Source organism: Bacillus sp. FSL W8-1141, assembly GCF_038593205.1.
GTDB classification, from domain to species: Bacteria; Bacillota; Bacilli; order Bacillales; family Bacillaceae; genus Bacillus; species Bacillus altitudinis.
Map to the genome: position 1 here is coordinate 2,385,920 of NZ_CP151973.1, position 25,323 is coordinate 2,411,242.

General features: G+C 35.2%; 22 protein-coding genes. 1 reads left to right on the top strand and 21 read right to left on the bottom strand.

Annotated elements, in window-relative coordinates; genetic code table 11:
* Nucleotides 1-14: 14 nt before the first annotated feature.
* The 5 genes from NSQ52_RS12205 to NSQ52_RS12225 form a co-directional block, all read right to left on the bottom strand.
* Nucleotides 15-1,055: a 2,3-butanediol dehydrogenase gene (locus NSQ52_RS12205; RefSeq protein WP_326242422.1), complete on the bottom strand. Its 1,041-nt coding sequence runs from the start codon at nt 1,053-1,055 to the stop codon at nt 15-17.
* 70 nt (nt 1,056-1,125) lie between these two features.
* Entirely contained in the window at nt 1,126-2,346 is a 1,221-nt protein-coding gene (locus NSQ52_RS12210; protein WP_342473370.1) for an MFS transporter, read from the bottom strand.
* Nucleotides 2,347-2,716: 370 nt separating this feature from the next.
* A complete protein-coding gene (locus NSQ52_RS12215) occupies nt 2,717-3,466 on the bottom strand; it encodes a glucose 1-dehydrogenase (RefSeq protein ID WP_342473371.1) in 750 nt (249 codons plus the stop codon).
* Between the two features lie 237 nt (nt 3,467-3,703).
* On the bottom strand, nt 3,704-4,861 hold the full coding sequence (locus NSQ52_RS12220) for an iron-containing alcohol dehydrogenase (RefSeq protein WP_096881666.1): 1,158 nt from the start codon (nt 4,859-4,861) through the stop codon (nt 3,704-3,706).
* Nucleotides 4,858-6,300 (bottom strand): alanine/glycine:cation symporter family protein, encoded by a 1,443-nt coding sequence (locus NSQ52_RS12225; protein WP_056705387.1) that lies wholly within the window; start codon nt 6,298-6,300, stop codon nt 4,858-4,860. Before NSQ52_RS12225 ends, NSQ52_RS12220 begins: the two co-directional genes overlap by 4 nt.
* Before the next feature lie 130 nt (nt 6,301-6,430).
* Between NSQ52_RS12225 and NSQ52_RS12230 the strand changes: the two genes are divergently transcribed.
* Entirely contained in the window at nt 6,431-7,324 is an 894-nt protein-coding gene (locus NSQ52_RS12230; RefSeq protein WP_096881668.1) for a LysR family transcriptional regulator, read from the top strand.
* Nucleotides 7,325-7,462: 138 nt separating this feature from the next.
* Here the strand turns inward: NSQ52_RS12230 and NSQ52_RS12235 are convergent, their stop codons facing one another.
* From NSQ52_RS12235 to NSQ52_RS12310, 16 genes are read right to left on the bottom strand one after another with little or no spacing between them, the layout of a single operon-like run.
* Entirely contained in the window at nt 7,463-8,584 is a 1,122-nt protein-coding gene (locus NSQ52_RS12235) for an ABC transporter permease (protein WP_096881669.1), read from the bottom strand.
* Nucleotides 8,577-9,743: an ABC transporter permease gene (locus NSQ52_RS12240; RefSeq protein ID WP_096881670.1), complete on the bottom strand. Its 1,167-nt coding sequence runs from the start codon at nt 9,741-9,743 to the stop codon at nt 8,577-8,579. The genes NSQ52_RS12235 and NSQ52_RS12240 overlap by 8 nt, the downstream gene beginning before the upstream one ends.
* A gap of 19 nt (nt 9,744-9,762) precedes the next feature.
* On the bottom strand, nt 9,763-10,701 hold the full coding sequence (locus NSQ52_RS12245) for an ABC transporter ATP-binding protein (RefSeq protein WP_144679930.1): 939 nt from the start codon (nt 10,699-10,701) through the stop codon (nt 9,763-9,765).
* A complete protein-coding gene (gene rfbD, locus NSQ52_RS12250; RefSeq protein WP_186365920.1) occupies nt 10,661-11,563 on the bottom strand; it encodes a dTDP-4-dehydrorhamnose reductase in 903 nt (300 codons plus the stop codon). Before rfbD ends, NSQ52_RS12245 begins: the two co-directional genes overlap by 41 nt.
* 41 nt (nt 11,564-11,604) lie before the next feature.
* The gene (gene rfbB / locus NSQ52_RS12255; RefSeq protein WP_144679927.1) at nt 11,605-12,549 is read right to left on the bottom strand and encodes a dTDP-glucose 4,6-dehydratase; all 945 of its coding nucleotides are present in this window, start codon (nt 12,547-12,549) and stop codon (nt 11,605-11,607) included.
* Entirely contained in the window at nt 12,546-13,103 is a 558-nt protein-coding gene (rfbC, locus tag NSQ52_RS12260; protein ID WP_144679924.1) for a dTDP-4-dehydrorhamnose 3,5-epimerase, read from the bottom strand. Before rfbC ends, rfbB begins: the two co-directional genes overlap by 4 nt.
* A 31-nt stretch (nt 13,104-13,134) precedes the next feature.
* The gene (rfbA, locus tag NSQ52_RS12265) at nt 13,135-14,004 is read right to left on the bottom strand and encodes a glucose-1-phosphate thymidylyltransferase RfbA (RefSeq protein WP_144679922.1); all 870 of its coding nucleotides are present in this window, start codon (nt 14,002-14,004) and stop codon (nt 13,135-13,137) included.
* A gap of 43 nt (nt 14,005-14,047) precedes the next feature.
* The gene (locus tag NSQ52_RS12270) at nt 14,048-16,504 is read right to left on the bottom strand and encodes a beta-ketoacyl-[acyl-carrier-protein] synthase family protein (protein ID WP_144679920.1); all 2,457 of its coding nucleotides are present in this window, start codon (nt 16,502-16,504) and stop codon (nt 14,048-14,050) included.
* Between the two features lie 8 nt (nt 16,505-16,512).
* The gene (locus NSQ52_RS12275) at nt 16,513-17,541 is read right to left on the bottom strand and encodes an aminomethyltransferase family protein (protein ID WP_144679918.1); all 1,029 of its coding nucleotides are present in this window, start codon (nt 17,539-17,541) and stop codon (nt 16,513-16,515) included.
* Nucleotides 17,542-17,561: 20 nt separating this feature from the next.
* Complete coding sequence (locus tag NSQ52_RS12280; protein WP_144679916.1) at nt 17,562-18,869, bottom strand: DUF6365 family protein; 1,308 nt, start codon at nt 18,867-18,869, stop codon at nt 17,562-17,564.
* 1 nt (nt 18,870) lies between these two features.
* The gene (locus NSQ52_RS12285) at nt 18,871-22,047 is read right to left on the bottom strand and encodes a hypothetical protein (RefSeq protein ID WP_342473374.1); all 3,177 of its coding nucleotides are present in this window, start codon (nt 22,045-22,047) and stop codon (nt 18,871-18,873) included.
* A 3-nt stretch (nt 22,048-22,050) separates the two neighbouring features.
* Nucleotides 22,051-22,572, bottom strand: coding sequence for a 3-hydroxyacyl-ACP dehydratase FabZ (gene fabZ, locus NSQ52_RS12290; RefSeq protein ID WP_144679912.1), 522 nt, complete (start codon nt 22,570-22,572; stop codon nt 22,051-22,053).
* A complete protein-coding gene (locus NSQ52_RS12295) occupies nt 22,569-22,865 on the bottom strand; it encodes a phosphopantetheine-binding protein (RefSeq protein WP_170825866.1) in 297 nt (98 codons plus the stop codon). Before NSQ52_RS12295 ends, fabZ begins: the two co-directional genes overlap by 4 nt.
* Before the next feature lie 24 nt (nt 22,866-22,889).
* Complete coding sequence (gene fabG, locus NSQ52_RS12300) at nt 22,890-23,633, bottom strand: 3-oxoacyl-[acyl-carrier-protein] reductase (protein WP_144679910.1); 744 nt, start codon at nt 23,631-23,633, stop codon at nt 22,890-22,892.
* Nucleotides 23,633-24,568, bottom strand: coding sequence for an ACP S-malonyltransferase (locus NSQ52_RS12305; protein ID WP_144679908.1), 936 nt, complete (start codon nt 24,566-24,568; stop codon nt 23,633-23,635). The genes fabG and NSQ52_RS12305 overlap by 1 nt, the downstream gene beginning before the upstream one ends.
* A 3-nt stretch (nt 24,569-24,571) precedes the next feature.
* Complete coding sequence (locus tag NSQ52_RS12310) at nt 24,572-24,982, bottom strand: acyl-CoA thioesterase (protein ID WP_144679906.1); 411 nt, start codon at nt 24,980-24,982, stop codon at nt 24,572-24,574.
* Nucleotides 24,983-25,323 lie beyond the last annotated feature (341 nt).

Genomic DNA, 25,323 nt, shown 5'->3' on the forward strand with positions numbered 1-25,323 from the left:
CTTTATCGTCCTACTTATTCAGCACTGACTAAAATTTTCACTTGATCTTTTTCATTGATTAATGCATGGAAGCCATCTTCGATCACATCGTCCAGCTTGATTTTCTTCGTGACGAGTGTATCTGCAGAGAAATAGCCTTTTCTCATTAAGTTTAATACAGATGGGAAAACATCTCTGTAGCCGATGATTCCTTTGACTGTACGTTCTTTAATGACAATGTCATTCGGCATAATTTCTGCGCCTTTTTCCCAAATGCTTACAATGACTGTTTCACCTGAAATTCTAGTTGATTGGATTGCTTGCTTCAATACAATAGGTACACCTGTCACTTCAAAAGAAACATCGACTCCACCATTTGTACGGCGTGCGATTTCTTGAACAACATCTTCATACTGAGAAGGATCTACAATGATCGCTCCAAGTTCTTTTGCTTTTTCTTGGCGCTCTTTTGATAATTCCACTGCATAAATGTCAGTAGCACCAGCTGCTTTTAATGCTTCAATGACAAGTAAACCGATTGGTCCACAGCCAAACACAGCTGCTGTATCCCCAGCTTGCACTTTACTAGAACGAACCGCATATAAAGCAACTGCAGAAGGTTCAACAAGTGCACCTTGCTCATATGAAATTTCGTCTGGTAACAAATGAAGTAATTCTTCATCGACAGATACATATTCAGAGAACCCTCCACCGCCACCAGCAAGTCCTAAGAAGCCCATGTTTTCATCTAAGTTGTAAGCACCTTGGTGCCCGTGAGTTGCAAAAATAGGTTCAACAACCACTCGATCGCCTACTTTGTAATTACTCACGCCTTCTCCAACTTCTACAATTTCACCAGAGAACTCGTGTCCCAGTGTAATGGGTGCTTTTTCTTTTGTAAGTGGATGAGGTTCATTCACAGGAATGAAGATCGGTCCGCCTAAATATTCATGTAAATCACTACCACAAATGCCGCACCATTTTACTTTCAGTTTCACTTTTCCTGGAGCAACTGTTGGTTCGTCAATTTCCTCTAGTCGAATGTCCTTTTGATCGTGCCAGCGTAGTGCTTTCATTTGTAAGACTCCTTTTCTCATCAATTTAATTAACTTACTTAAATAATGATAACATAATTTTTTTAATTTTCTAAGTAAGATGCACTATTTTTTTGACAGTCAATGGACGAAAAATGACAAAACATAGCAACAGACAAATAAGAAACATACATAGGCAGCCAATCATGACAGAAGTACGTATCGATAAAACATGCGCCAATGCGCCGCATATTCCTGTCATCATCATCGTCAGAACAGCTTCACATAACGCATAAAAACTTGCCACTCTCCCCATAACCTCTACCGGGATATTCGTTTGATAAAAAGTCATAAAACCGGTGTTTGCAAATGCTAAAAAGAAAGCGAGAACAAAAAAACCAACTGCTGCGACAGTCAATGTGCTTGAAAAAGCATAGATCAAGTATCCAAAAGCCACAAACAAACTTCCCGCACCAAGCATCACTGAAATAGGCAGCCTTTCGACAATGACCGTATTGAGACATGCCCCTGCGATAATCCCTGCTCCAGCTACACTGACAAGAAACCCATATTCGGTATTGGTCAACATCAGCACTTCCTTTGCAAAAGCTGCTTCAAGTGAGTCAATCGCAGTCGGCAGCACCGTGATGGCGGCACTAAATAATAAATACACGGCCATCACTTGCCGGGATGTGAGACTGAAACGAAATACAAGTTTTGCATCTTCCTTTAATACTGAGAGAGAAAAGCCTTTTTGTGCCCCGGCTGCTTTTGACAAAGTCGGTAAACACATCGTCAAAACAGCAGATATCAAAAGGCAGATTGCATTTACATAAATTGAAAGGACTGGTGTACCAATGAGAAAAAGCAACCCTGCTACGGCGGGTCCGAGTAAAAATCCACCAGACTGAAGCAAAGATCGAATGGCATTAAACCGTTTTCGTTTATCCGCCGGGATTAGTGCTGTCATATACACCATCGAAGCTGGATGAAACATGGCTTGTGCCATATGAATGAGAAATAGCATCACATATACGATCAATAAGTGGCCTGAAAATAAGGCAAAGGGTAAACAAGCAATCAGAATGGCCCGGCATAGATCTAGACTGATCATGACATTCCGCTGATTCAGTCTATCTATTAAACTACCAGACCAGCTATTTGTTAAAAGAGCCGAGACAGGTCTTAACATATAGACGGCTGTTACAGCAAGAACGGAGCCCGTTTCCTGAAAAATCAGCAGATGGAGAGCAATCATATAAATCCATTCTCCTATGTTCGCAATACCAATCGCTCCAAGTAACATGCTCATATCCCGCCAATGTTTTTTCATCGTGGTGCCCTCCTTTTTGTCATAAAAAAATCCCGCCCCCAAGACATTTCTGTCTTGAGGACGGGATTGACTCGGCGTTGCCACCTCAGTTCATTCACCTGTTACCAGATGAACCTTAACAGGTTATCGCTAACCCTTCTCTATAACGGGAGAATGCCGCTGCATCACCATCACAATGAATCCGGTGCAGAGCTAAGAGGCTTGGTTCTGTAACGCTTCCCAGCTCCTTCTCAGCTTCACGGAGTTCTCTGTGTGAGGCAGCCATTACATACTCTTCTCTATTTGCGCTTTATCTTTTTTCATGACGATCTTCAGCTGAATTGTTCTATATTGTACTGCGCCTCCGTCAAGGCGTCAATGTTTTTTCATGTTAATCCGCATAAATCATTTTTCTAGTCATGCCGCCATCAACAACCAAATCGGTTCCTGTCACAAATTGATTGTCTTCATCTGTTAAATAAAAACAAGCTTTGACAATATCCTTTGGCGTTCCTACTCGATTGGAAAGGTGCTGCTGATGGTCAATTTCTCGCAAATTTTTCTCATCCTTCGTTTCAATCCACCCAGGGGAAATGCTGTTTACTGTTATGTGATCCTGACTAAAAGAAGCAGCCAGCGCATGAGTAAGTGCTGATATCCCGCCTTTTGATGCAGCATACGCTTCTGTATGAGGCTCTGACATGGTCGCACGGGTAGATGAAATATTCACAATGGTACCGCCGTTTCGATTCTCTTTGATATAACGTGCCGCTTCCCTTGCACATAAAAAAGCACCTCGTAGGTTTGTATGCAGCACATGATCAAACTCATCAACCGTTAGCTCATAAGGCGATTTTGTACACATAACCCCTGCATTATTGATGAGAATATCGATCGTTTGATAACGAGCCACAGCAGCCGACATGATGTCTTGAATATCCTTCTCTTGTTTCACATCCGTTTTTTTAAAAAAAGCCTCAAAGGACTTCTTTTTCAGCTGATCTTCCAAGCGCTTGCCCTTCTCTTCGTCAATATCCGCAAGCACAACACGCGCCCCTTCTTTCGCATAGCCATACGCGATCGATTCACCAATTCCATTGGCTGCGCCAGTGATAACGACTGTTTTATTGTGAAAATTCATCGTTTATCCTATCCTTTCTCTCATGAGATGTTGTCGTCTATCATACCACTCATGTATACACGATACCTAGTCAAATGGGACATAGAAAAACCACCACCTAAATCATACATTAGGAGGGTGGTATATTTGTAATTCTCCATATTAACGACATAGTCGTTTGCTTCTTGTGTAAAGTCTGGGAAAGTTTGTGTTTATCATTCAGTCATTCTAGTCGGCTCTTTTTCTGTATGACTATAATTAAAAAGCAGCCTTTAGTATATCTAAGTAGTCCGCTTTCGTAACGGCACGAACATTGCTTTTTGTAGAGTTGTTTTGTTCTGCTAGTTCAGCCATTTTTTCGAAATCTTCTACTTTTACATAAGATAATTCTTTTAGTGATGGAATACCTAAATTCTTTGTGAATGTATACATACCATCCATTAATTTTTGAATCGCCACATCATCTGCATCCGTTTTATCTGCAAAGCCCATGATGTTTGCAAGCTCTATGTGCAATGATTTGTTTTCAGCTGCATTAAATTGTATGACATAAGGTAAAAACACAGCATTTGCGATACCATGAGGCGTATCATAAAGACTGCCGAGCGCTTCCGCTAAACAATGCACGGCTGCTACATCAGCGGAACCGAAGCATAAGCCAGCGAGTAAACTGCCTTCCTGCATTTTGTATCTTGCTTCTAAATCAGACCCGTCTTCATACGCCTTCGGTAAATAGGTCACAATGGTTTTCATTGCGCTTGCCCCCATCGCCTTAGAAATAGGGTTTGTTTCTTTACATGTATAGCCTTCAATCGCATGGACCAGTGCATCAACACCTGTTGCCGCTGTTATACTTTTTGGCACCGTAGAAGTAAGAACAGGATCCAAAATCGCAATAGTTGGTCGAAGCAAGGCATGTTTTAAGGTGATTTTTTTATGTGAAGCAGCTAACGTAATCACAGATGAACGGGTCACCTCAGAGCCAGTTCCAGCCGTGGTTGGAATACAAATTAAGGGTGATACATTTGTATACGCCTTCTTCCCTGCTATATACTCTTCAGGATTACCGCCATTTGGACCTAATAAAGCAATGGCTTTTGCCGTATCCATTGGGCTGCCTCCGCCAATCGCAATAACCGCTGATGCTTGTACTTTTCTAAAGAGCTCTGCACCCGTTAGACATTCATGATCTCTAGGGTTTGGAGATACTTGATCAAAGACGACAACGGAATAACCAGCTTCTTGCAAATACGCTTCAATAGGCGTCACCAATCCTGCGCTTTTTACACCAGGGTCAGTCACAATCATAATTGTAGCACTAGGCAAAACAATGTCCTCTACAATAGAGGCAATATCTTTAGATTTTCCAGTCCCCATGATCATTTTCGTATGACAATCATATTCAAAATTTATCATTGATTTTCTACCCCTTCATTGGTTGATTTAATTGCTTGTTTTTCTGCTCCCCACCATTCTATTCCTTTTAAACCTGGAATGGTAGAAGCGTAAAAAACAGGGTTCTTTCCTACCTTTCTTTGTCCCATGTAATCATTTAGAGCCGCAAAAGCAAATTTGCCTAAAATCGCAATGGCAACCAAGTTAACAATTGCCATAATCGCCATCGACAAGTCCGCTAACGTCCAAACGATTTGTAAGTTGGCGAGAGCACCAAACATGATCATCATTAAAACAGTGATTCGATACACGAATAGCGCGGTTACACTGTGATGAATAAAACCGATATTGGCTTCACCGTAATAGTAGCCACCTACAATGGAGCTAAATGCAAAAGTAAAGATCGCAAATGCTAAGAAAATACTAGCCCAAGAACCGAAATGCTGCGCCATTGCAGCTTGAGTAATTTCAATACCTGACAAATCACCTGCTGTTTCTACTGTTGATAGCATAATAATAAATGCTGTACAACTACAAACAACTAATGTATCAAAAAATACACCTAATAATTGAACAAACCCTTGTTTTACTGGGTGTGAAACATGGGCAGCAGCAGCTGCATTTGGCGCACTTCCCATTCCTGCTTCATTGGAAAATAAACCACGTTTGACACCGTTCATTATTGCAGCGCCGATTCCGCCTCCAACCATTTGCTCTAATCCAAACGCACTTTTCATAATACTTGCTAATGCTGCGGGTACATCAGCGATATTTGTGACAATCACATAAAGTGCTAAGATAATATAAAACGAGGACATGATTGGCACAATGATTTGGGTAAAGCGGGCAATTCTCTTTACACCACCAAAAATGATGAGAGCCGTAAGAATGGTTACGAATACCCCCATGCCAATTGGACTGATACCAAATGAATATCGAAAGGCATTTGTGATGGTGTTCGTTTGTACTGCATTAAAAATTAAGCCAAAACTAAGAATAACAGAAAAGGCAAAGATCCTACTTGGCCATTTCAGTCCAAATTGCTTTTGTATATAATAGCCTGGCCCCCCTTTAAAACCATCACTTGTTCTCACTTTATATATTTGAGCGAGTGTGCTTTCGACAAATGCAGAAGCTCCCCCTAAAACTGCTGCAAACCACATCCAGAAAATAGCTCCAGGACCACCAACTGTGATGGCAATAGCAACACCTGCCATATTTCCAGTTCCAATCCTCGTCGCTGCTCCGATAAAGAAAGCTTGCATTGAAGAAATGTCTTGACTCCCTTTTATTTTTGGGGCTTTTTCAAAAATAGAACGGAAGATCTCTTTTAGTAAGACAATTTGCATAAACTTCATTCTCACCGTAAAGTAGATTCCAATCCCTATTAACATAACGACTAAAATATATGTCCATAAAAAGTCATTTATTGAATTGACAATCGTTTCAAACAAAGCCATCCCCCCTATAAAATCTGAACATTCTAAATAATGAAAGCGCCTACTTTTATCATAGTAAAAATGTTATGATCTATCTATAGAAGTTTTCTGATTGCATCAATCGGCTCATCCGATTTAGGAGGGATTGACGTTGGAAATAAAGCAACTGATGATGTTCCAAACAGCATCAAAAGTATTAAACTTTACAAAAACAGCACAAATACTTGGCTATGCTCAATCTAGTATCACGGCGAATATCGCTGCATTAGAAGAAGAGTTAGGAACCCCTCTTTTTGAAAGGCTTGGAAAAAGGGTAATTTTAACAGAAGTTGGCATGAAGTTTCAAGATTATACGGATAAGATTTTAGGTTTAACAGGAGAAGCATTAGAGGCTGTTGGCGGAATGAGTGAGCCAAGCGGCATTTTGAGAATATGTGCATCTGAAACACAATGTACCTATCGACTTCCTCATATTTTAACGGACTTTCAAACAACGTATCCTAAAGTAGAACTGATTTTCCGTCCCGGAATAGCTGAAAAGGATGTTTTAAATCTATTACTGGAAGGACAAATTGATGTCGCCCTATTATCGATGAATCCTGTCGTATCCTCACATTTAATTGTAAAAGAATTAAAAGATGAACCGATGGCCATTGTATGCTGTCCAACAAATCCATTGAGCAAAAAACAAAAAGTATATCCTATCGATTTAGACGAGCAAAGATTGTTGTTAACTGAAGACTGCGATTATCGTTACGCCTTCGAACACTCTTTGACACAGGCAGGAGCAAAACCGAGAAGTAAACTAGAACTAGCAGATGTAGAAGCCATAAAAAAATGTGTAATGGCTGGTCTAGGAATTGCTGTACTTCCCGAAATTTCTATAAAAAGAGAAATAACAGAAGGCCATATGATTAAAATCAATTGGATGGGGCCCTGTCTCACAACGAAAATCCAACTATTCTGGCATAAAAATAAATGGATGTCTCCTGCTTTGAAGGCGTTTGTTGATTTAACAGAGGAATATATCCTTCTCAATGGGTAATGTGAAATATTTATTTGGGCAGCCTTCAATTTCTTTCACCAGTAAATATTAACGAGTTATCCAATCATTTAAAGTAAATCACGTGTATACAAAAAGCCCTCTACATAGCTATAGAGGGCTTTTTAGAAGAACAAAGGATTAATAGGATCTGATACTCTTCAAACCAATGATCATAAAGATCACCGTAAAAGCAATTAAAACCGTCGCATCTAATAATAAGATAGAAAGATTAACATTGCCGCTCATGATCTCACCAAAACCAGACATCATCCATGTTTGCGGTATAGTCAAAGAAATCTTCTTCATAATGTCTGGAACGATATCTAGAGGCCAATAAATACCACCCAGCATGCACGATCCTACAATGACAATTGCACTAAAGATTTCAGCTTGTTTTTTCGTTTGAGATAAAGTAGCTATCATAAATCCTAAACTTACGACAAGGCCTATAACAAATGATCCGAACAATAAAATAAGAAATAGGTTGCCTAAGTAGACATTAAAGAAAATAGATAAGATGGTCAAAAGAACACCTAATTGTAGCCATCCAAGAAGGAAATATGCCATTAAATAGCCCAGAAGTACATATATTTTATGGATTGGACTCGAAAGCAATCTTTGCCATGTATAATTTTTATACTCCAAATGTATAGAGGACAAAGAGCTTGAAATCGCAAACATCATAAACATAATGGTAAAGCCAAGCGGTATTAAATTTGGTTGCTGGTTTGCTTGACCATCTTGTTTTTTTTCAACCAACGAAATGGTGCCAGATTCATTTAACTTATTCAATGCAGTGGTGAGAGAAGCACTTCTCTGATCTTTCACACCGTAATTGATCTGATAAATGATCGCTGCTGCCTCTTTTAAATAGGGAGATAAGACTGCATATTCCTCAGTTTTCTTATAAACTGTCACATCAAAAATCTCTTTATTTTCTTTTAAATGGGACTCTAATTGATCAGAGACTTTAACCGACGCAATTACCTTTTCATCAGATACTAATTCTTCCGCTTCAATTTCAGACGCCTTTATCCAAAGAAATGTCGTGTTCTTTTTGAGCATTTTTAATATTTCCTGATTGAGTTCGTCTTGTTGAGGATTTTGAACAAAAGCAACTGTGGGTTTCTTTGTATCTGATGCCGTGCTGCCAAAGATAAAACTAAATATGATTGGCATAACAAATAAAAAAATGAGAGCCAATGGAGACTTTAATGTTTCTTTTAACTTTAACGTGATAATGGCTAATATTTTATGCATAGCGATGCTTCCTTTCAAAAGACATTCTTAATAAAGCAATGATGAAGAAAGCTAGTCCCATCCCACAGCTAAGTAATAATCCACTTTGAATTTCACTAAAATCAGCACCTGCCATACTTTTCAAAAACATTTGAAGTGCAAGAGAATTAGGTAAAAAATAGCTGATATTCATCACCCATTGTGGGAATAAGTATAAGGGCACCATACTCCCACCTAAAGCAGCTAACACTTGAGTTCCTAAAATCCCCACACTGTTAAACGTTTTTTCTCTATTGATAAAAGAACCAATCAGCACCCCTAAACCTGCAGCATTTAATATAAAACTAAATCCGATCATAACAACAGTAAAAGGCTCTCCCCAATTCACCTTAAAGACAAAACTAGTAAATAAAATAATGACCGCAAGTTGAATCATACTCATTAAAAAAATGCCCAATAACTTTCCAATGATATAACTAGTATTGCTTAACTTTGATACTAGTAGTCTTTTATAGACTTCTTCTTCTTTTTCCTCTATCATACTGCCAACCAAGAAAACAACAGTCATTAATAAAAAAAGCACACCCATCCCGCCTGCGTAGTATTGGAAGGATGTAATCGGCTGGCTGTTGATATGAATGTTCCTTTCGTTCACTAGTTCTTTTTTCAGTTGATCAGACACGATCTCCACTTCTTTACCTTGATTCAACGGCACCAGAATACGATTCATATGATAATTTTGAAAGAATTGCAAAACCACATTTTCTAGGACCATTTCCTGTAAGCTTGAATTAGGTCCTTTCAAAATATTCAATTGCACATGATCGTGATTTAATATGCTTTTTTCAAAATTCGGCTTGATGATTATACCCATTGTAATGTCTCTACTATTTAAATCTTTCTCTAGCTGATTTTTCGAGGTGACCTTCACTTCAAATATGTCACTGAGTTCACTCTTAGACAATGTTGAAAGAAACATTTTACTTGTAGCGGACTTATCTTGATCTGTTATTCCTACTCGAAATGAATTGATCCTAATTTCGCTATCTTTCTTCATGTTGTCTCCAAATGCTGCGCCTAATATAGCAATTAATATGATAGGCATAAAAAAAAGTGTAAAAAAGCTTTTCTTATCCCTAAAAAACAATAATAGATCTTTCAGTACAACCCAAATACTCATATACTCACCTCTATTCGATCTAGTCTCGTAATTTCTTACCTGTTAAATACAAGAAAACATTTTCTAAATTTGGTTCTACAACTTCTGCTGAAATAATTTCCACTTTCATATCTGTTAATATTTGAATTAACTTACTAATAAATTCTTGTGGTTTTTGATCTACTATTATAAATTTTTGACCCTCGACATTAAAATCTTTTGAAGGGTAGCTTTCTCGAATATACTTACTCACTTTTTCAATATCTGATTTATTATTCTTAATCGTTAAAATTACTTCTCTTTGTTCTTCAACAAGCTTACTTAGCTCAGCAATTGTCCCTAGTGCAACAAGAGATCCTTGATCAATGATTCCAATTTTGTCACATAAGTATTCAACCTCTTCCATATAGTGACTCGTATAAACAATAGTCATTCCATCTTGATTTAACCTTTTGACAGTTTCTAAAATATGATTTCTCGATTGAGGATCTATTCCAACTGTTGGTTCATCCATAATTAAAATTTTTGGTTTATGTAAAATAGCACAACCAATATTGACCCTTCTTTTCATCCCACCAGAGAAAAACTTGACTTTATCATTTGCACGCTCTTCAAGTCCAATTAATTGAAGAGTTTCTCCCACTCTTTTTTTTAATAATTTTCCTTTCAATCCATACATTCTACCCCAAAAGGTTAAATTTTCTTTTGCTGTCATATTGAGGTATAATGCAATTTCTTGTGGAACAATTCCAATCATTTGTTGTGCTTTTTTTTGTTGCCCATTCATATCATACCCTTCGATTAATACACGACCATCTGTTGGTTGGTAGAGCCCTGTGATAATACTAATTAAAGTAGATTTACCTGCTCCATTTGGCCCTAAAAAGCCAAATGAATCTCCTTTTTCAACTTTGAAACTTATTTCTTTTAATATTTGTTTATCGCCATAGTTTTTTACTACTTGATTGACTTCTAACAAATGTCTCACCACTCCTTCTTTCTTTTAGGTATTGCAAAAGCCTAACACGCCAATTAGGTAATTCATAACCGATTACATTCGAAAACAGCAGACTATCCAGTGCAGAAAACTTTGGTCTTTCGGCAGAATTTGGGTATGATTTTGAATCAACTTTTGAAATTTGTGATACGCTGCTTTTTGAATGCCTCAGTATTTCTTGTGCAAAAGTATATCTCGAAGCTATACCTTTATTAACAATATGATATATCCCAAAATGATTTGTTAATATGAGGTCCAGTGTAGCGGAAGCAAGGTCCACTGTATATGTAGGGGATCCAATTTGATCTGTAATTACAGGAATATCTTTTTGAACTTCAGAAAAATCCAGTATCTTATCTACAAAATTTTTTTTTTCGCCCCTTCCAAAAAGCCAAGAAGTACGAATTATAAAATAACGTGTTGTTGATTCCTCTATATATTTTTCTCCTAACCTTTTAGATTCTCCATAAACATTAAGGGGGTTGGGTTTAATTTTTTCAGTATATGGAATGTTTTGCTTTCCATTGAAAACATAATCTGTACTAAAGTGTACAAAAATTGCGCCTATTTTATCAGTGGCTTCAGCAAGATACTTTGTAGATGTCCCATTAACAAGAATTGCTTTTGCTGGTTCAACCTCAGCTTTTTCAACATCTGTATACGCTGCGCAGTTGATAACAATTTGTGGCTTCACCTTATTAAAGACCTTAACTATTTCTTCTTTTAAAGTGATATCAAGTTTTTTTTTATTAAAAGGATATACAGTATATAGTTTGTTTAATTTTAATTGTCTAAGAAACTCACTACCTAAGGATCCATCTGATCCTATTAAAAGAATTCTCATTGTCATACCTTTCTTAATTTTTATTTAATTTTCAGTTAATCTTAATTGTAATTATTCGCATACCACATCACAGTCTTTTTCAAAGAATCATAGAAGGAATAAGATGGAGCCCATTGAAGTTCATTTTGTATTTTTGAATTATCTAAGGCATAGCGTCTATCATGCCCTAGTCGATCTGGGATGAATTCGATCTTATCAATGGGCTCTTCTAAAATGTCTAAAATTGTTTTTACGATATCCATATTACTTTTTTCATTGTTTGCTCCAATATTGTAAATTTCCCCAGGTACTCCTTGATGTATTACTTTATCAATAGCAGAACAATGATCCTCAACATATATCCAATCCCTAATATTTAAACCATCTCCGTACAATTCAACCTTCTTTCCTTCCAAAATTCTTTTGATTGAAAATGGAACTAACTTTTCTGGGTATTGATTAGGTCCATAATTATTAGTACACCTTGTAATATTCACATTGAGACCGAATGTGTGATAATAAGATTTTACTAACATATCTGCCCCTGCTTTACTAGCTGAATAGGGATTGTTAGGGGATAAGTTGGAATATTCCGTGAACATACCATTAGATAAAGATCCATATACCTCATCAGTTGATATTTGAATAAATTTAATCCCATTAAATTTACAACAAACTTCAAGTAATTGGTGAGTACCTACTATATTTGTTTGTATAAATGGAGAAGAATTAATAATACTTCTATCCACATGTGTTTCAGCAGCAAAATTAACAATAACTTGTATATCATTTTCCCTTATTATATCAGTAACTATTTTTCTATCAGTGATATCGCCCTGTATAAAGGAATAATTTTTTAAATCATTTAATTTTATCAAATTTCTTTCATTTCCAGAATAGGTTAATTTATCTAAGTTAACAAAATTATAAAAGGGATATTTTTTTAACATATATTTTAGAAAATGACTCCCAATAAAACCTGCCCCTCCAGTAATCAGTAAGTTCATTTAAAATCCCCTCCTACAATACTTGAATGTTTGAAGATAGGGAGCCTTTCATCTTTTTTTGAAAGAATTGGTTCTTTAACTGGCCATGGAATATCTAGATATGGATCATTCCATCTTATTCCACAATCGTGTTTTTTTGAATAGTATGCATCTGTTTTGTAAATAACATTTGTATCACTTGTTAACGTACAAAAACCGTGTGCAAAACCTTTTGGTACAAATACCTGCTTCTTATTTTCTGCAGTCAATATGACAGAAATCCATTTACCAAAAGTAAGTGATTTAGGTCGAATATCAACGATGACATCGTAAATTGCACCCGAAATCACTCTTACTAATTTAGATTGAGCAAAAGGAGGCTCTTGAAAATGAAGCCCCCTTATTACCCCTGCATCTTTAGAAAATGAATGATTATCTTGCTTAAAAGTTACATTTATACCAGCATCATTAAAATCTCGTTGATTATATGTTTCAGAAAAGTATCCTCTTGCATCATGATAAATATCTGTCTCAATCACAAAAACACTTTCCAATTCGGTCTTATATATCTGCATAAATAACCCTCTTAACCCTCTTTGATAAATTTTAATATTCCTCTATTAAGCTCTGTAAGTACTCTTTATAAGAATTGTTCGAATATTCATTAGTCATTTTTTCCAGTTCGTTTTTTGAGATGTAATTCTTATTATAAGCAATTTCTTCCAAGCAAGCGATTTTCAAATTTTGTCTTGTTTCAATCGTTTCAATAAACTGAGAAGCCTCTAGAAGCGAACTATGTGTTCCTGCATCTAGCCATACATGCCCTCTTCCAAGTAATTGTAAGTTCAATTGGTTTATAGCTAAATATTGATTATGAATATCTGTTATTTCCAATTCTCCACGTCTAGATGGTTTTAACTGTTTCGCAAAACAAACCGACTGATGATCAAAAATATATAATCCCGTAATGGCATAACTTGACTGAGGTTTTTTTGGTTTTTCCTCAATTGATAGAACACGGTGATTTGCATCAAAGTTAACAACCCCAAATCTTGCTGGGTCACTAACTTTATATGCAAATATCGTGGCCCCCTTTTTGTATTTATGACTTGTCTTTATTTTCTCTATTAATTGGTGACCATAAAAAATATTATCACCGAGTATCATTGTTACTTGGTCTTTTCCTATAAATTCTTCACCAATTATTAAAGCTTCTGCTATTCCTAACGGTTTCTGCTGCACCTTGTATTCGAAATGAAGACCAAATTGAGAACCATCTCCAAATAATTGCTCAAATTTTGAAATGTCATGTGGACTTGATATAAATAAAATGTCTCTAATACCCGCCATCATTAAAACTGAAAGCGGATAGTAAATCATAGGCTTGTCGTAAATAGGAAGAAGTTGCTTTGAAATAATTTTTGTTAATGGATACAGTCTTGTACCACTGCCTCCCGCTAAAATAATTCCTTTCATGTTTGATCTCCTTCATTATTAAATTGAACCAGACGAAAACATGCTATTCTTCATATTTACTTATCACAACAGATTGGTAATTACCTCCATATGAAAAAGAATTCACTAGAACATGTGAAGCCGAACTAGTGTGTAAGGGTTCCTTTAAGTAATTTAATTTCCCCTCAAAGATTCCCTCTTTTAAAAGACGTATACCGGTGTAATGACCTTTTAATGCAAGTAACGCATCAATAATTCCTATAAATCCAGCCGTTCCATGTGTTTCTCCAAATGTATCTTTCGTCGTTCCAATTAGTGGACTTTTTATAGAAAACAATCTACGCATAGCATTAGCTTCAGCTGCATCAAATATTTTATGCCCACTAGCTGACGAAGAAATATAATTAACATGATTCTTATTTAAACCTGCATCTTCAATTGCACTTAGCATCGCTTGCTTCCACGATGTCCCTTTCGGATCAACTTTACCAATTCCGAAATTGTCAGAAGTCATTCCAAAACCTTTCACTTCGCCAATGATTTCAGCGTCTCTTTTTTTTGCATGATCTAGCGACTCTATTACAAATGCAACGCTGCCTTCTCCTAATATATTTCCACTTCTATTTTGATCAAATGGCCTTGCTTCATCATCAGTTAAATATCCATTTATTTTGGACATTCCTGCCATCATAGGTTCATTAAATTCGTCAGAAGATACGACAATGACTTGTGTACAAAGATTTTGCTGAATTAAATTCGTTGCATAATTTAAAGCATTTATTGCTGAAACACCCCCAGCGCAGATAGTTGAGGTAGGGCCTTTTAGTTTAAAGTTTAAGCCGATATTCCCCGCAGCAGCATTCATCACAGTGTTTGGAAAAAGTCTAGCATTTGCCTTTTGAGCACCTTGTTCAATGACAACTCTATTAAACGATTCAACAGTATCAATAGGACCTGTACCTGTAGCAAATAAAAGACCAACTTTTTCAGTATTATTATTTGTTATTTTCAGTTTTGCAGAATCTAAAGCCATTTTCACAGCTACATTCGCTTGTTTACTAATGGGGTCCATTTTCCGCAGCAATTTCGGGTTAATAAATTTTTTATATTCGATATCAGGTAAAAGTGCAGCTTTTTTATATCCATATTTTTCAAAATTAAACTTTCCGTTCGTTGAGAATCCATCCATTCCACTAAGTAACAAGCGTTTAATTTCTTCATAATTTGAGGCATTACCTGCAATAGCCCCAACACCTGTTAAAACAACTCTTTTATCACTTTCTTTTTTCTTTTTCTTTTTTTCCGAATGATGTTTCCCAAAAGTGATGCTGACATTATTTCCTCCAAAAGCAAATGAATTAGATAAAATAACATCTAATTGTGCTTTTTGAGGTATATTAGGTACAAAATCTAGATTATACTGTCTTTCTTCTTCTTTAAAATTAATCGTTGGTGGAATGACACCATTTTTCAATGCAAGTATACTCGTTACCGCCTCTGTGGCACCAGCTGCGCCCAACATATGACCTACCATTGATTTAGTTGATGACACTGGTATATCGCTTTCCTTAATAATAGCTTTGATCGCCTTTGGTTCTGATAGATCATTAGCAGGGGTACCAGTACCATGCCCATTGATATATGACAAATCCTCACCTTGTAACTCAGACTGCTCTAAACAACTTTTCATTGACCTTGTAGCACCTAATCCTGCTGGATCAGGCGCTGTTTGATGATAACAATCAGCAGACATTGCATAATCTAAAATTTCAGCATATATTCGAGCGTCTCTTTTTTGAGCATGTTCTAAACTTTCTAAAACTAAAAATGCTGCGCCTTCTCCAATGTTAATACCGTTACTTTTACTATAAGGAGAACAATGCCCGACACTTAGCGCTTGAAGCGAGTTAAATCCACTTAATGACAACTTAGTTAACGGGTCTACTCCTCCTGCAAACATCATATCTGCTTTTCCAGATCTAATCATATCAGTCGCATGGCCAATTGCATTTGTTCCGGCTGCACATGCATTAGATATGACAGTTTTGGGTCCTTTTACTTTTAAATATGTTGACACATGATCTGCTGGAACATGGATTGGATATTGATAGATAAGCGAAGAGTTTGCTTGATCTAATCCTTTCTTGATCCATTGATCATGAAATTTTTCACCACTTAGTATACCACCGAGTGAGGTACCTAGAGTCACACCAACTCGATAAGGATCAACCTCATGAATTTCGAAGCTAGCAGTCAATGCTGCTTCTTTTGCTGCGATAACTGCAAATTGACCTGCACGGTCCATTGAACTCATTTCACTTTCGCTCAAATAACGCTCTGGGCTGAAATTTTTTACTTCCCCACCAAATTGAGACATCAAATCTGAAGTATCTATTGATTCAATTTTTTTTATGCCGCTTATCCCGTTAGCGGTGTTGTTCCAGAACTCCTCTAAACCTATACCATTTGCGCTTATAATCCCCATTCCAGTAATAACAACTTGATGCTTTTTATATCTCATTGTGTACCTCATATCATCTTGATAGCCCAAGATTTTGGTGCTATATATGGTGACGAGATTGTGTGTATAGTTAAGTTCTCATCTAACCCATCGCAATTTAATTGTAGTTCTAGTCCAGAGACAGCAAAATCATCTTCTAACAGCGCTAAGCCTGTATACTTGTTCGTTACTGGATTTCGAATTAATTGGAACACTTCACCAATCAGTTTGCCTTCAACAATGATTTTTCCATTTGTAGATAGTTGATGGTCTGAGGTTAAATGAAAACCAACTAGGCGTCTACTTACTTTTTCCTTTTTTAATGCTAAAAGCATTTCTTTCCCTAAAAATTCCTCTTTGTCAAAATGAACCATCCATTCTAAACTAGCTTCAAATACATTTAACCCATTTATATCTCGCTTTGTATTAGGCTGTCTAACTTCTAGCATTGCTAGTTCAACGACTTCCATATCAACTTTTAATGGTCGGATATCACCAAATTCAAGTGAGAGAATAAAATCCTCCAACTGAAATTTTGTCGATGACGCGTCAAAAGCAATGACTTTATAGCCATATTCTCCTGTTACACCCGTTCTAGCAAAAATAATGTGCTTGTCACTCCACTTTGTTTCAAAGAACGTCTGGAAAGGCAAGGAAGATATATCTATGTCGATCAATTCTTGTCCCACTTTCCAAGCATAAGGACCTTCAAACGCCAAAACAGCTGTTGATGTTGAAATGTCCTCTAGTTGTATGGGACCTTCTAAATGGTTCTCAATATGGCGAAGTACAGTGTCACGTTTAAATGGGGATGTTTCAATTAACATATAATCCTCTTGTTTATAAATAGTAAGAACATCAACAATGTTCGCGTTTTTATCTAAAATTAGTGTAAAAATTGTTCTTTCACTATCCATAAATTCTAAGTCGACAGTTACTAAACTATTTACAAATTCCTCATGATCTTCTCCACTTATCTTAAATACACCCACTTCATTTAATTCAAATACAGCAACAGATTCTCTTAAAGCTTGATATTCCTTATATATTCTTTTCATAATGTAACCTTCTTTACTAATTATTTTTGAATGAAATACAGCATATCTTTTGCATTTGGTGTATTTTTAATTAAATTTACGTATACTTCTTGTTTTTCAGTAAACTCATGTTTTGTCTTTTCACAATAAAGTAAATTGTGTATTTTTAAACCCGCCTCTTTAATATCAAAAATCTCTACTGTTTCTAAGACTTCTAATATAGGATTTTTATCAAATAAATCTTTCAATTCATTTATCCAGCCATTAGGAAATGTGATAAATGGATAAATTCCATCAGGCAAAACCTTCAACCATTTATCCATAATTTTCAAAAGATTTGGTTGTTCCCAAGTAGATGGTAAAACAGGCCGTTTCTGTTCATCAAGAAAGACTTTTGTATTAATTAAACTAAGAACTGGCACAGATCCAACCAATGATTTTGCCATAGTAGCTGAGGTAATATTATCTGTGACGAACAAATCGCATGATAGTAACAAATCGTCATAATCCTCTAAATCTAAAAAAGGTAATGGAATAAAAGTAACCTTCTCATTGAGATTAATAGGAATAAAATTGTTATCTGGTGACACCCCTACAATCACAATCTTGGACTTGATTGCTTTTAATGATAAATACTCTGTCAATAACTCTTGAATGAAGAATTCATAATTATAAGTACTTTTCATATGACTGCCTGTCTCCATCAGTTTCATTTTCACTAATAAATTTGCCCAAGCAGATTTAGAAAGCATAATTAACTTATCTTCATTAAATAGGCATTGGTACTTTTTTCTTGTTTTTTCCCTAACTTGTTTATTGATTTTTAAGTCTTTTGGATATAATGAAACAGGGAAAATTCGTTCGTCTCTCAGGTTAGGATTATTAACTGGACACGTCCTAATGATTTTCATTTGATTTGGAATACTTCTCACAATATTTTGTTGCTTCTGTGCAGCCTTCTTTTTAGAAGAATGTGCAAACAATTGATTATTTAATATTTTTTCATTTGGTCCAAAGCTAAGAGAGTCAATAGTTGCAACTGGGATATTGAGCTCTAATATTTTATCCAAATCTATTAAGGGCGACTCTATATCTAAATTATGATAGTCTGCAATAATGATTGCTTTAGCTTTTATAGTTTCTGCTGTCTCTTGCACGATATGAAATTGTAGTGTTTTTCTTGGTAAAGCTTTTGCTTCCATCTTTGCATTTATCACATAATCGATATGGTTTTGACTTGTTAAGAAAAAAGTTTTGATTCCCCCTTCTTCCAATTGTTTAGCTAAAGTTACTGCATTATGAAGTTCACCAATACTAAATTGACTTGGGGCAATGAATAAAACACTCATACTATAGCTCCTGACTGATCAAATATTTTTTTGAGTCTTCCAAACAATTGCTAAAAGCTACCATAAATCCATCTTTTAATACATGTCTAGATAGTAAGAGGATAATTTCGATTTGCTTTTCTCCCCATTCATATAAAGTAATTTTGCAGTCTTTATTTTCTGACCATATAGTTACATAACATCCCTGTTTGATTTCTAATATAATATTGGAAGTGTTCAGATATGTCTTCCCTTTTTTCCCTGTTATTTTGTAGCTTCTTTGTTGAAAATCTTCAGTATAATGAATGTAGCTTTTTCCGCTCGACACATTCCATACTGAATGGAAGGCGAGTTGCTCATTATTTATATAATTGGAGGAGAGTTCACCTTTCACTTTTAATAAGGGACTTCCTGAACATATCAAATATTGCACTTGAAAGTCTGTAGATTCACATTCAACTCCCTTCCAAGTAACACCTCGATGATCTTGTATGCTTAATGGACGGTGCTCAAATTTACGATGTGAACCATCATCAAAAATCAGTCCACGGTTTAGCGTCATCGGTCCTTCAATCAAATGTGGAAAGATACCTAATGGTACTAAAAAATGCTGCCCCCAACTCCTTAAATTTGGGAAGTTTGATTTCAATAATTTACTCTCTTTCATTCTTAAGCTTGTAATTGAAGCCTGAAATGCAGGCACAATTTCTACTTGAATTTCTTCATTACAAAATTTATATATCTCTATATCTCTTTTTTGCTGAATTGATTGCTTCATCAAATTTTCTTCATTATAAACAACAAGACTAAATCGCTTTTTCTTAACAAATTGAGAAGTAATTTGCTCAAATACTATTTCTCCACAAATGATACTTTTTTCTCCATTTATCGATGCCGGAAACGTAAGTAACAATGTTTGTCCCCCTGCTAGGTCGATCTGTCTGACTTCTTGATAATCAATAGATGGTATAGAAAGGGTCAGTGTTCCAAGTTTTGGCGAGAGAAGAATGTTTTTTAAACTCAGCTTTAGATTTACGTCTTTTCCTCTTTGAACAATCGTAGTATGCATCTGCATATCGACCGATTCAACTATTGAGAATGACGTATCATTAGAATTATAAAGTGCTCGATACTTCTGTAAAATATGATTGATTCCCTTTGTGCTTAGTCGAAAATAATGAGTACTTGTAGGTCGTAAAATATGATCTATTTTCTTTATCCACATTTTTTTAAATAATAAAGGGAAAATGGAGAGTTTCTTCTTAAATTGACTAAATTCTCTTTTTTGTTCAAAAGACAATGAAGGCATCCAACTCAATCCATAATTAATACTTTTTACATGGCCTTCCCACATAAATCCAATGGATATTTCCTTCGTTTCAAAAACAGACCAGGGCATAGAGTAGCTTATCGGATTAGTTGGTAAATCCATATCTTTCTTAAATTCATAGTCATGTATCAGAAAAGGAAAAGATTCTTCAATTTGTTTTTCTTTTAAAATGCCCTCTTTTAATGGAATATACATAGTACTCCCCTGCATTAAACACCAAGGGTTTAATTTGATAGTTCCTGATTCTAAAAGATAATCATCAACCTTAATAACATCTTCACTTTTTAAGGTGATTTTTCTAATAAGTGTGATTTTATCTTGTTTTTTTTCAGCAAGATAAATCTCATTTCTCTTAGTAACAAATACGTCTATGTCTTTTTTCTTGTGCTCTCTCAAACCATTCTTATAAGGAGTATTAATATCAGGCCACGCTTCAATCAATACATCTCTGTTTAAAAGTTTATGAAAGCATTTGAGCGTTCCAGAATGCTTATCAATTATTAATTGCAGATCTATATTCTCTAAAATGATAAAATCCGCATTATCTTTACATATAAATCCAAATTGATCTATCACATGTATGTGATGAGTTTCCTTTAATAAGAGTTGCTGATTATTTTTAGCTGTCACTTTAACTTTATAGTTCCCTTTTTTATATGTAGGAAGGGGTAATGTTAAACTTTCAGTCGCGTTTGGTGCAATATTAACTATCTTACTTTCTTCCTTACCTGTTTTATTCACAGAGTCAATTTTGACACTAGTCGTATCCTGTTGATTATTTTTAACCAACAGAATAGAATTTTTATATAATTCTGTTTCCACTAAAACATCATCATGCATTTTTAATTCCAAACGATCTTTCAAATATATTCCGTATTCAAAATCAAAAGAACAAGGACCAAATTTTATGTTTGTTTGTAATCCATTTTTCGAATAATTCCCAACAACAACTGGTATTTCAATATGAATTTTCTCTCCCTGTTTCACAAGAAAGCGTTTTTTTTGAAATAGAAGCTTATTTCTTTCTTGAAATTGAGCTTTCAAATGAACTAAAATGGTTTGGGTTAATTTATTTTCAAATTCGTATACTAGGGTTACTCGCTGTCCTACGATTACATGCTGTCCTTCTCTTATATACTGTTGAAACATAAATCTTTTATCTTCAAATTTTGCAACCTTATTACTTAACACATCCACCCAACAACTAATAACTTCTTCTCCAAAGTTCATTCGATACTCAGCTGCTTCCATTCCATTCAACTGAATAGTATCAATATTCGAGGAACGTAAATTTTTTGATACCTCAAGCCCTTTCCAGCCTTTTTCCATGATACTTTGATCCAATTTCTTCACTTTATAACTATCTTTTAAATATGAAATAATATAGGGAAGATAGCTTCTAAGACATAAATATCCGTCGTAGTCTACTTGATTAGAACGGGATCGAATAAAGCCAACTCTTTTGTATAGAGGTAGAGCATTTACATTATTAGGATCCACCTCCACTTCAATTGTTTCAAATCCTTTTTCCACTAGCATTTGTATGGATGTTGAGAAAAACAATGCTGGTAAAGGACCATTGCGAAAACCATCAGCTATCACAAATTTACTTCCCCAAACGCTGTTTTCAGATGCAGATCTTTGTCCACTCATTTTCGAAAATAGCATTGTTCCGATGATTTGCTGTTCATATACAACACACAAATATAAAATAATATCCACTTCTTCTATCATTTGTTTCATATTTTTTTCATTTAACAAGTACCCATGATTGACAGGGCCATATTTTAACCTATTATAAAAATCAGCTAATTCTCTAGCATCATGTACAGTACATTCACGAATATGGAATTTTTTATTTTTATTCATAATTTATCCCTTTGTAGGATTAAGTGTCTCTGGCTTTTGTGATACAGTTAATACGCCCTTTGCCACACATGTCTTATCTACGTAAGCCTCTACTCTCACCTTTGACATCACTTGATATGTACGTTCTATATGAACCTTCAATCTTAATTGGTCACCTGGTACAACGGGTTTTAGAAATTTTAAATCCTTAATGCCAACAAGGTAGCCAACACGATGTGAAATATCAGTAGTAGCATTTAATTCGATTGAAGCTGCCACCTCATTCAAGGCCTCTTCGGAATATTTTAAAATGCCAGTACAATATACAACTGCTGTAGCTTGAGCCATTGCTTCGACAATCAATACGCCTGGCATGATTGACTCGTTTGGGAAATGCCCCTCAAAATATGGTTCAGAGATTGTAACATTTTTTATCCCTACGCCTTTTATGCCTGGGGTTAATTCAACGACCTTATCGAGCATGAGAAAAGGCCAGCGATGCGGTAATAATTTTTTAATTTCATTCACATCTAATATTCGATTCAAGCTTTTTCACTCTCCATATTTTCTTCAATATAATCGGCTAACTTGTTCACCGAGCTAAAAACTTCTATATTATCATCGAAAACTGTCACCCCAAACTCATCTTCAATAACCACAAATAATTCTAGTGCATCAATGGAGTCTAGTCCTAAACCTCTGCCAAATATGGGCTGGTCATCTGTAATAATGGAAGGATCTATTTCTAAATCTAATTTTTCAACAAGTAATTCTTTTATTTTATCTGTAAGCTCTCTTCTGTTTTTTGCTTTTTCTTTTGTCTCTACATAATTAAGCAAACTAATCATCCCTTTATTTAAATTTTATCCGTTTATAAGACCACCATCTATTGTGAAAACTTTTCCAGTGATATATTCAGATAATTGCGAAGCCAAAAATGTCACAAGATTTGCGACTTCTTCCGGTCTTCCTAGACGTTTAAGCGGTATAAGTTCTAGCATCTTATTAAGAGTTTTTTGATCCATTTTTTTGGTCATTTGGGTTTCAATAAATCCTGGCGCAACAACATTTGCTCGAATATTATATTGTGCGACTTCTAGTGCTAAACTTTTTGTAAATGCGATAATCCCCCCTTTAGAAGCAGAATAATTTGTCTGTCCAATAGCACCTGAGATACCACTCGTAGAAGCTATATTAATGATCGTTCCTTGTTTCTTTAAAATCATTTGCTTCACAGCTTCTCGACAACATAAATAAGTACCCTTCAAATTTACTTGGATTACCTCATCAAACTTTTTGCTACTCATAATTGGGAGAAAACCATCTTTTGTAATACCACTGTTGTTTATTAGAATATCTATTTTCCCAAACTCTTTTTTGATGGCTGAAAACAATCTTTTAACATCTTGCTCCTCACTTACATCCGCCTGATAAATAGATGCTTTGCCTCCACTTTCAATAATCGCGTGTCTAATGTTTTCTGCACTTTCTTTGTTATTTTTATATGTTAAAATAACAGTAGCCTTCTCTCGAGCTAATGATTCTGTAATTGCCTTTCCTATCCCACCAGAAGCACCTGTAATGACAGCCACCTTTTCTGCAAACATTAAAACGTCCCCTCTTTCCTTTTTTTCACGATTTTTTTATATGCCATAAATGAATCAGTCGGTAAAAACTTAGGCTTCATTTGAAAGGACCTTGCTAAACCTGTCAACGTTTTTTTTGGACCTACTTCTATGATATTTTTTAGATGTAATGATATTAATTGTTCAACTGTTGCACTCCAAAATACGGTGTCTGTACACTGTTTGATTAGATCTTTCCTAATCTCTTCTACTTCAGTACTAGGCAAAGAAGTATTATTAAGAATAATCGGAATTATCGGTGTATTAAACCGGAATTTTTTAACATAATCGCTAAAATTTATCTGTGCTTCGGCCATTAAATTTGAATGAAAAGCATGACTGACTTTTAGAAAATTAGCTTTTACACCTTTTTTGAATTCAAGTACCTTGTAAATTTCATTAATTTTTCCTTCCAGTCCAGATATTACCGCTTGAAGTGGTGAATTGATAGCCGCAATATCTACTCCTAGCTTCTTAGTATCAATAAGTATTTCTTGCAAAATTTCACTTTGCGAACTAACGATCGCTAACATTTTCCCTCTTTCTTTCGTATTTTTCATAAAAACGCCTCTTTTATGCACTAATTGAACAGCTTCTGAAAATGTGAGAGCTTTTGCAGTAACTAGTGCTGAAAATTGTCCGACACTATGTCCTGTGGTTATGTCTGGACTAATTCCCTCCAATTCTAAAAGTCGCTGAATGCCTACACTATGTAATAATATAGCTGGTTGAGCAATATCTGTAGAAGTCAATTCCTGTTCGCTTCCATTAAAGCAAATCTTCTTGAAATCAATATGTAATTGATCAGCAGCTTCTTCAAAAAGCTGATTAAAAATATGTGGATATCTTACATAGAAGTCTTTCATCATGCCAATATATTGTGACCCTTGCCCCGGAAAAATAAATGCAGTATCCATTTTTCAACTCCTTAAAAAAGTTTTTATTTTATTATCAATATCTTTAGGTATTTTCAACAACAAACCTATATCTTTGTCGAGAAATACATGTTGAGTTTTTCCTTGCACAAGTAAAACTTTCCCTCTTTTACGCAGTACTTTATAATGAAAAATGAGCATCGGCTTATTCGATAATTCAAGTGCTGTTTCAACTAATATCGTATCTCCAAATTTGGCAGACTGCTTATATCGACACTCTAAATCAATAACTGGTAACGTAAGCACTTGATGCAGTCTATGAAAATCCACTCCTGCGACGTGAGCTAATTCAATTCTACCGATCTCAAACCAATTCAAATAATGGGAATGATGAACAATCCCCATTGAGTCACATTCAACATAGCGAACAACAATTTCAGAAGTTACCCATTTCATGTCTCTACATCACACCTATAATGATTATTTCCTATTAAAATCACATTAGAAATAGTAATTTTATCAGAATGACAGACTTTATTATTCCATTAATCCCATTTAATTCTTTATTAACCATTTACTAATTATCATATCGGTTCAAAATAGATAAATTAAACCATTTTTGTGTAAAAATATTATTTTTTTTGAAGAAAAAACCTATAATTATCTTAAATGTTTTTTTATATTTAATAATTTAATATTTAGGTATAATAGATCTTTTCGTTCTTTTTTCTTCTTTCTTCAAGTTTTTCTCGTGATTTATGGATCAAATTATACATATACTCAAAATAAAATATTTT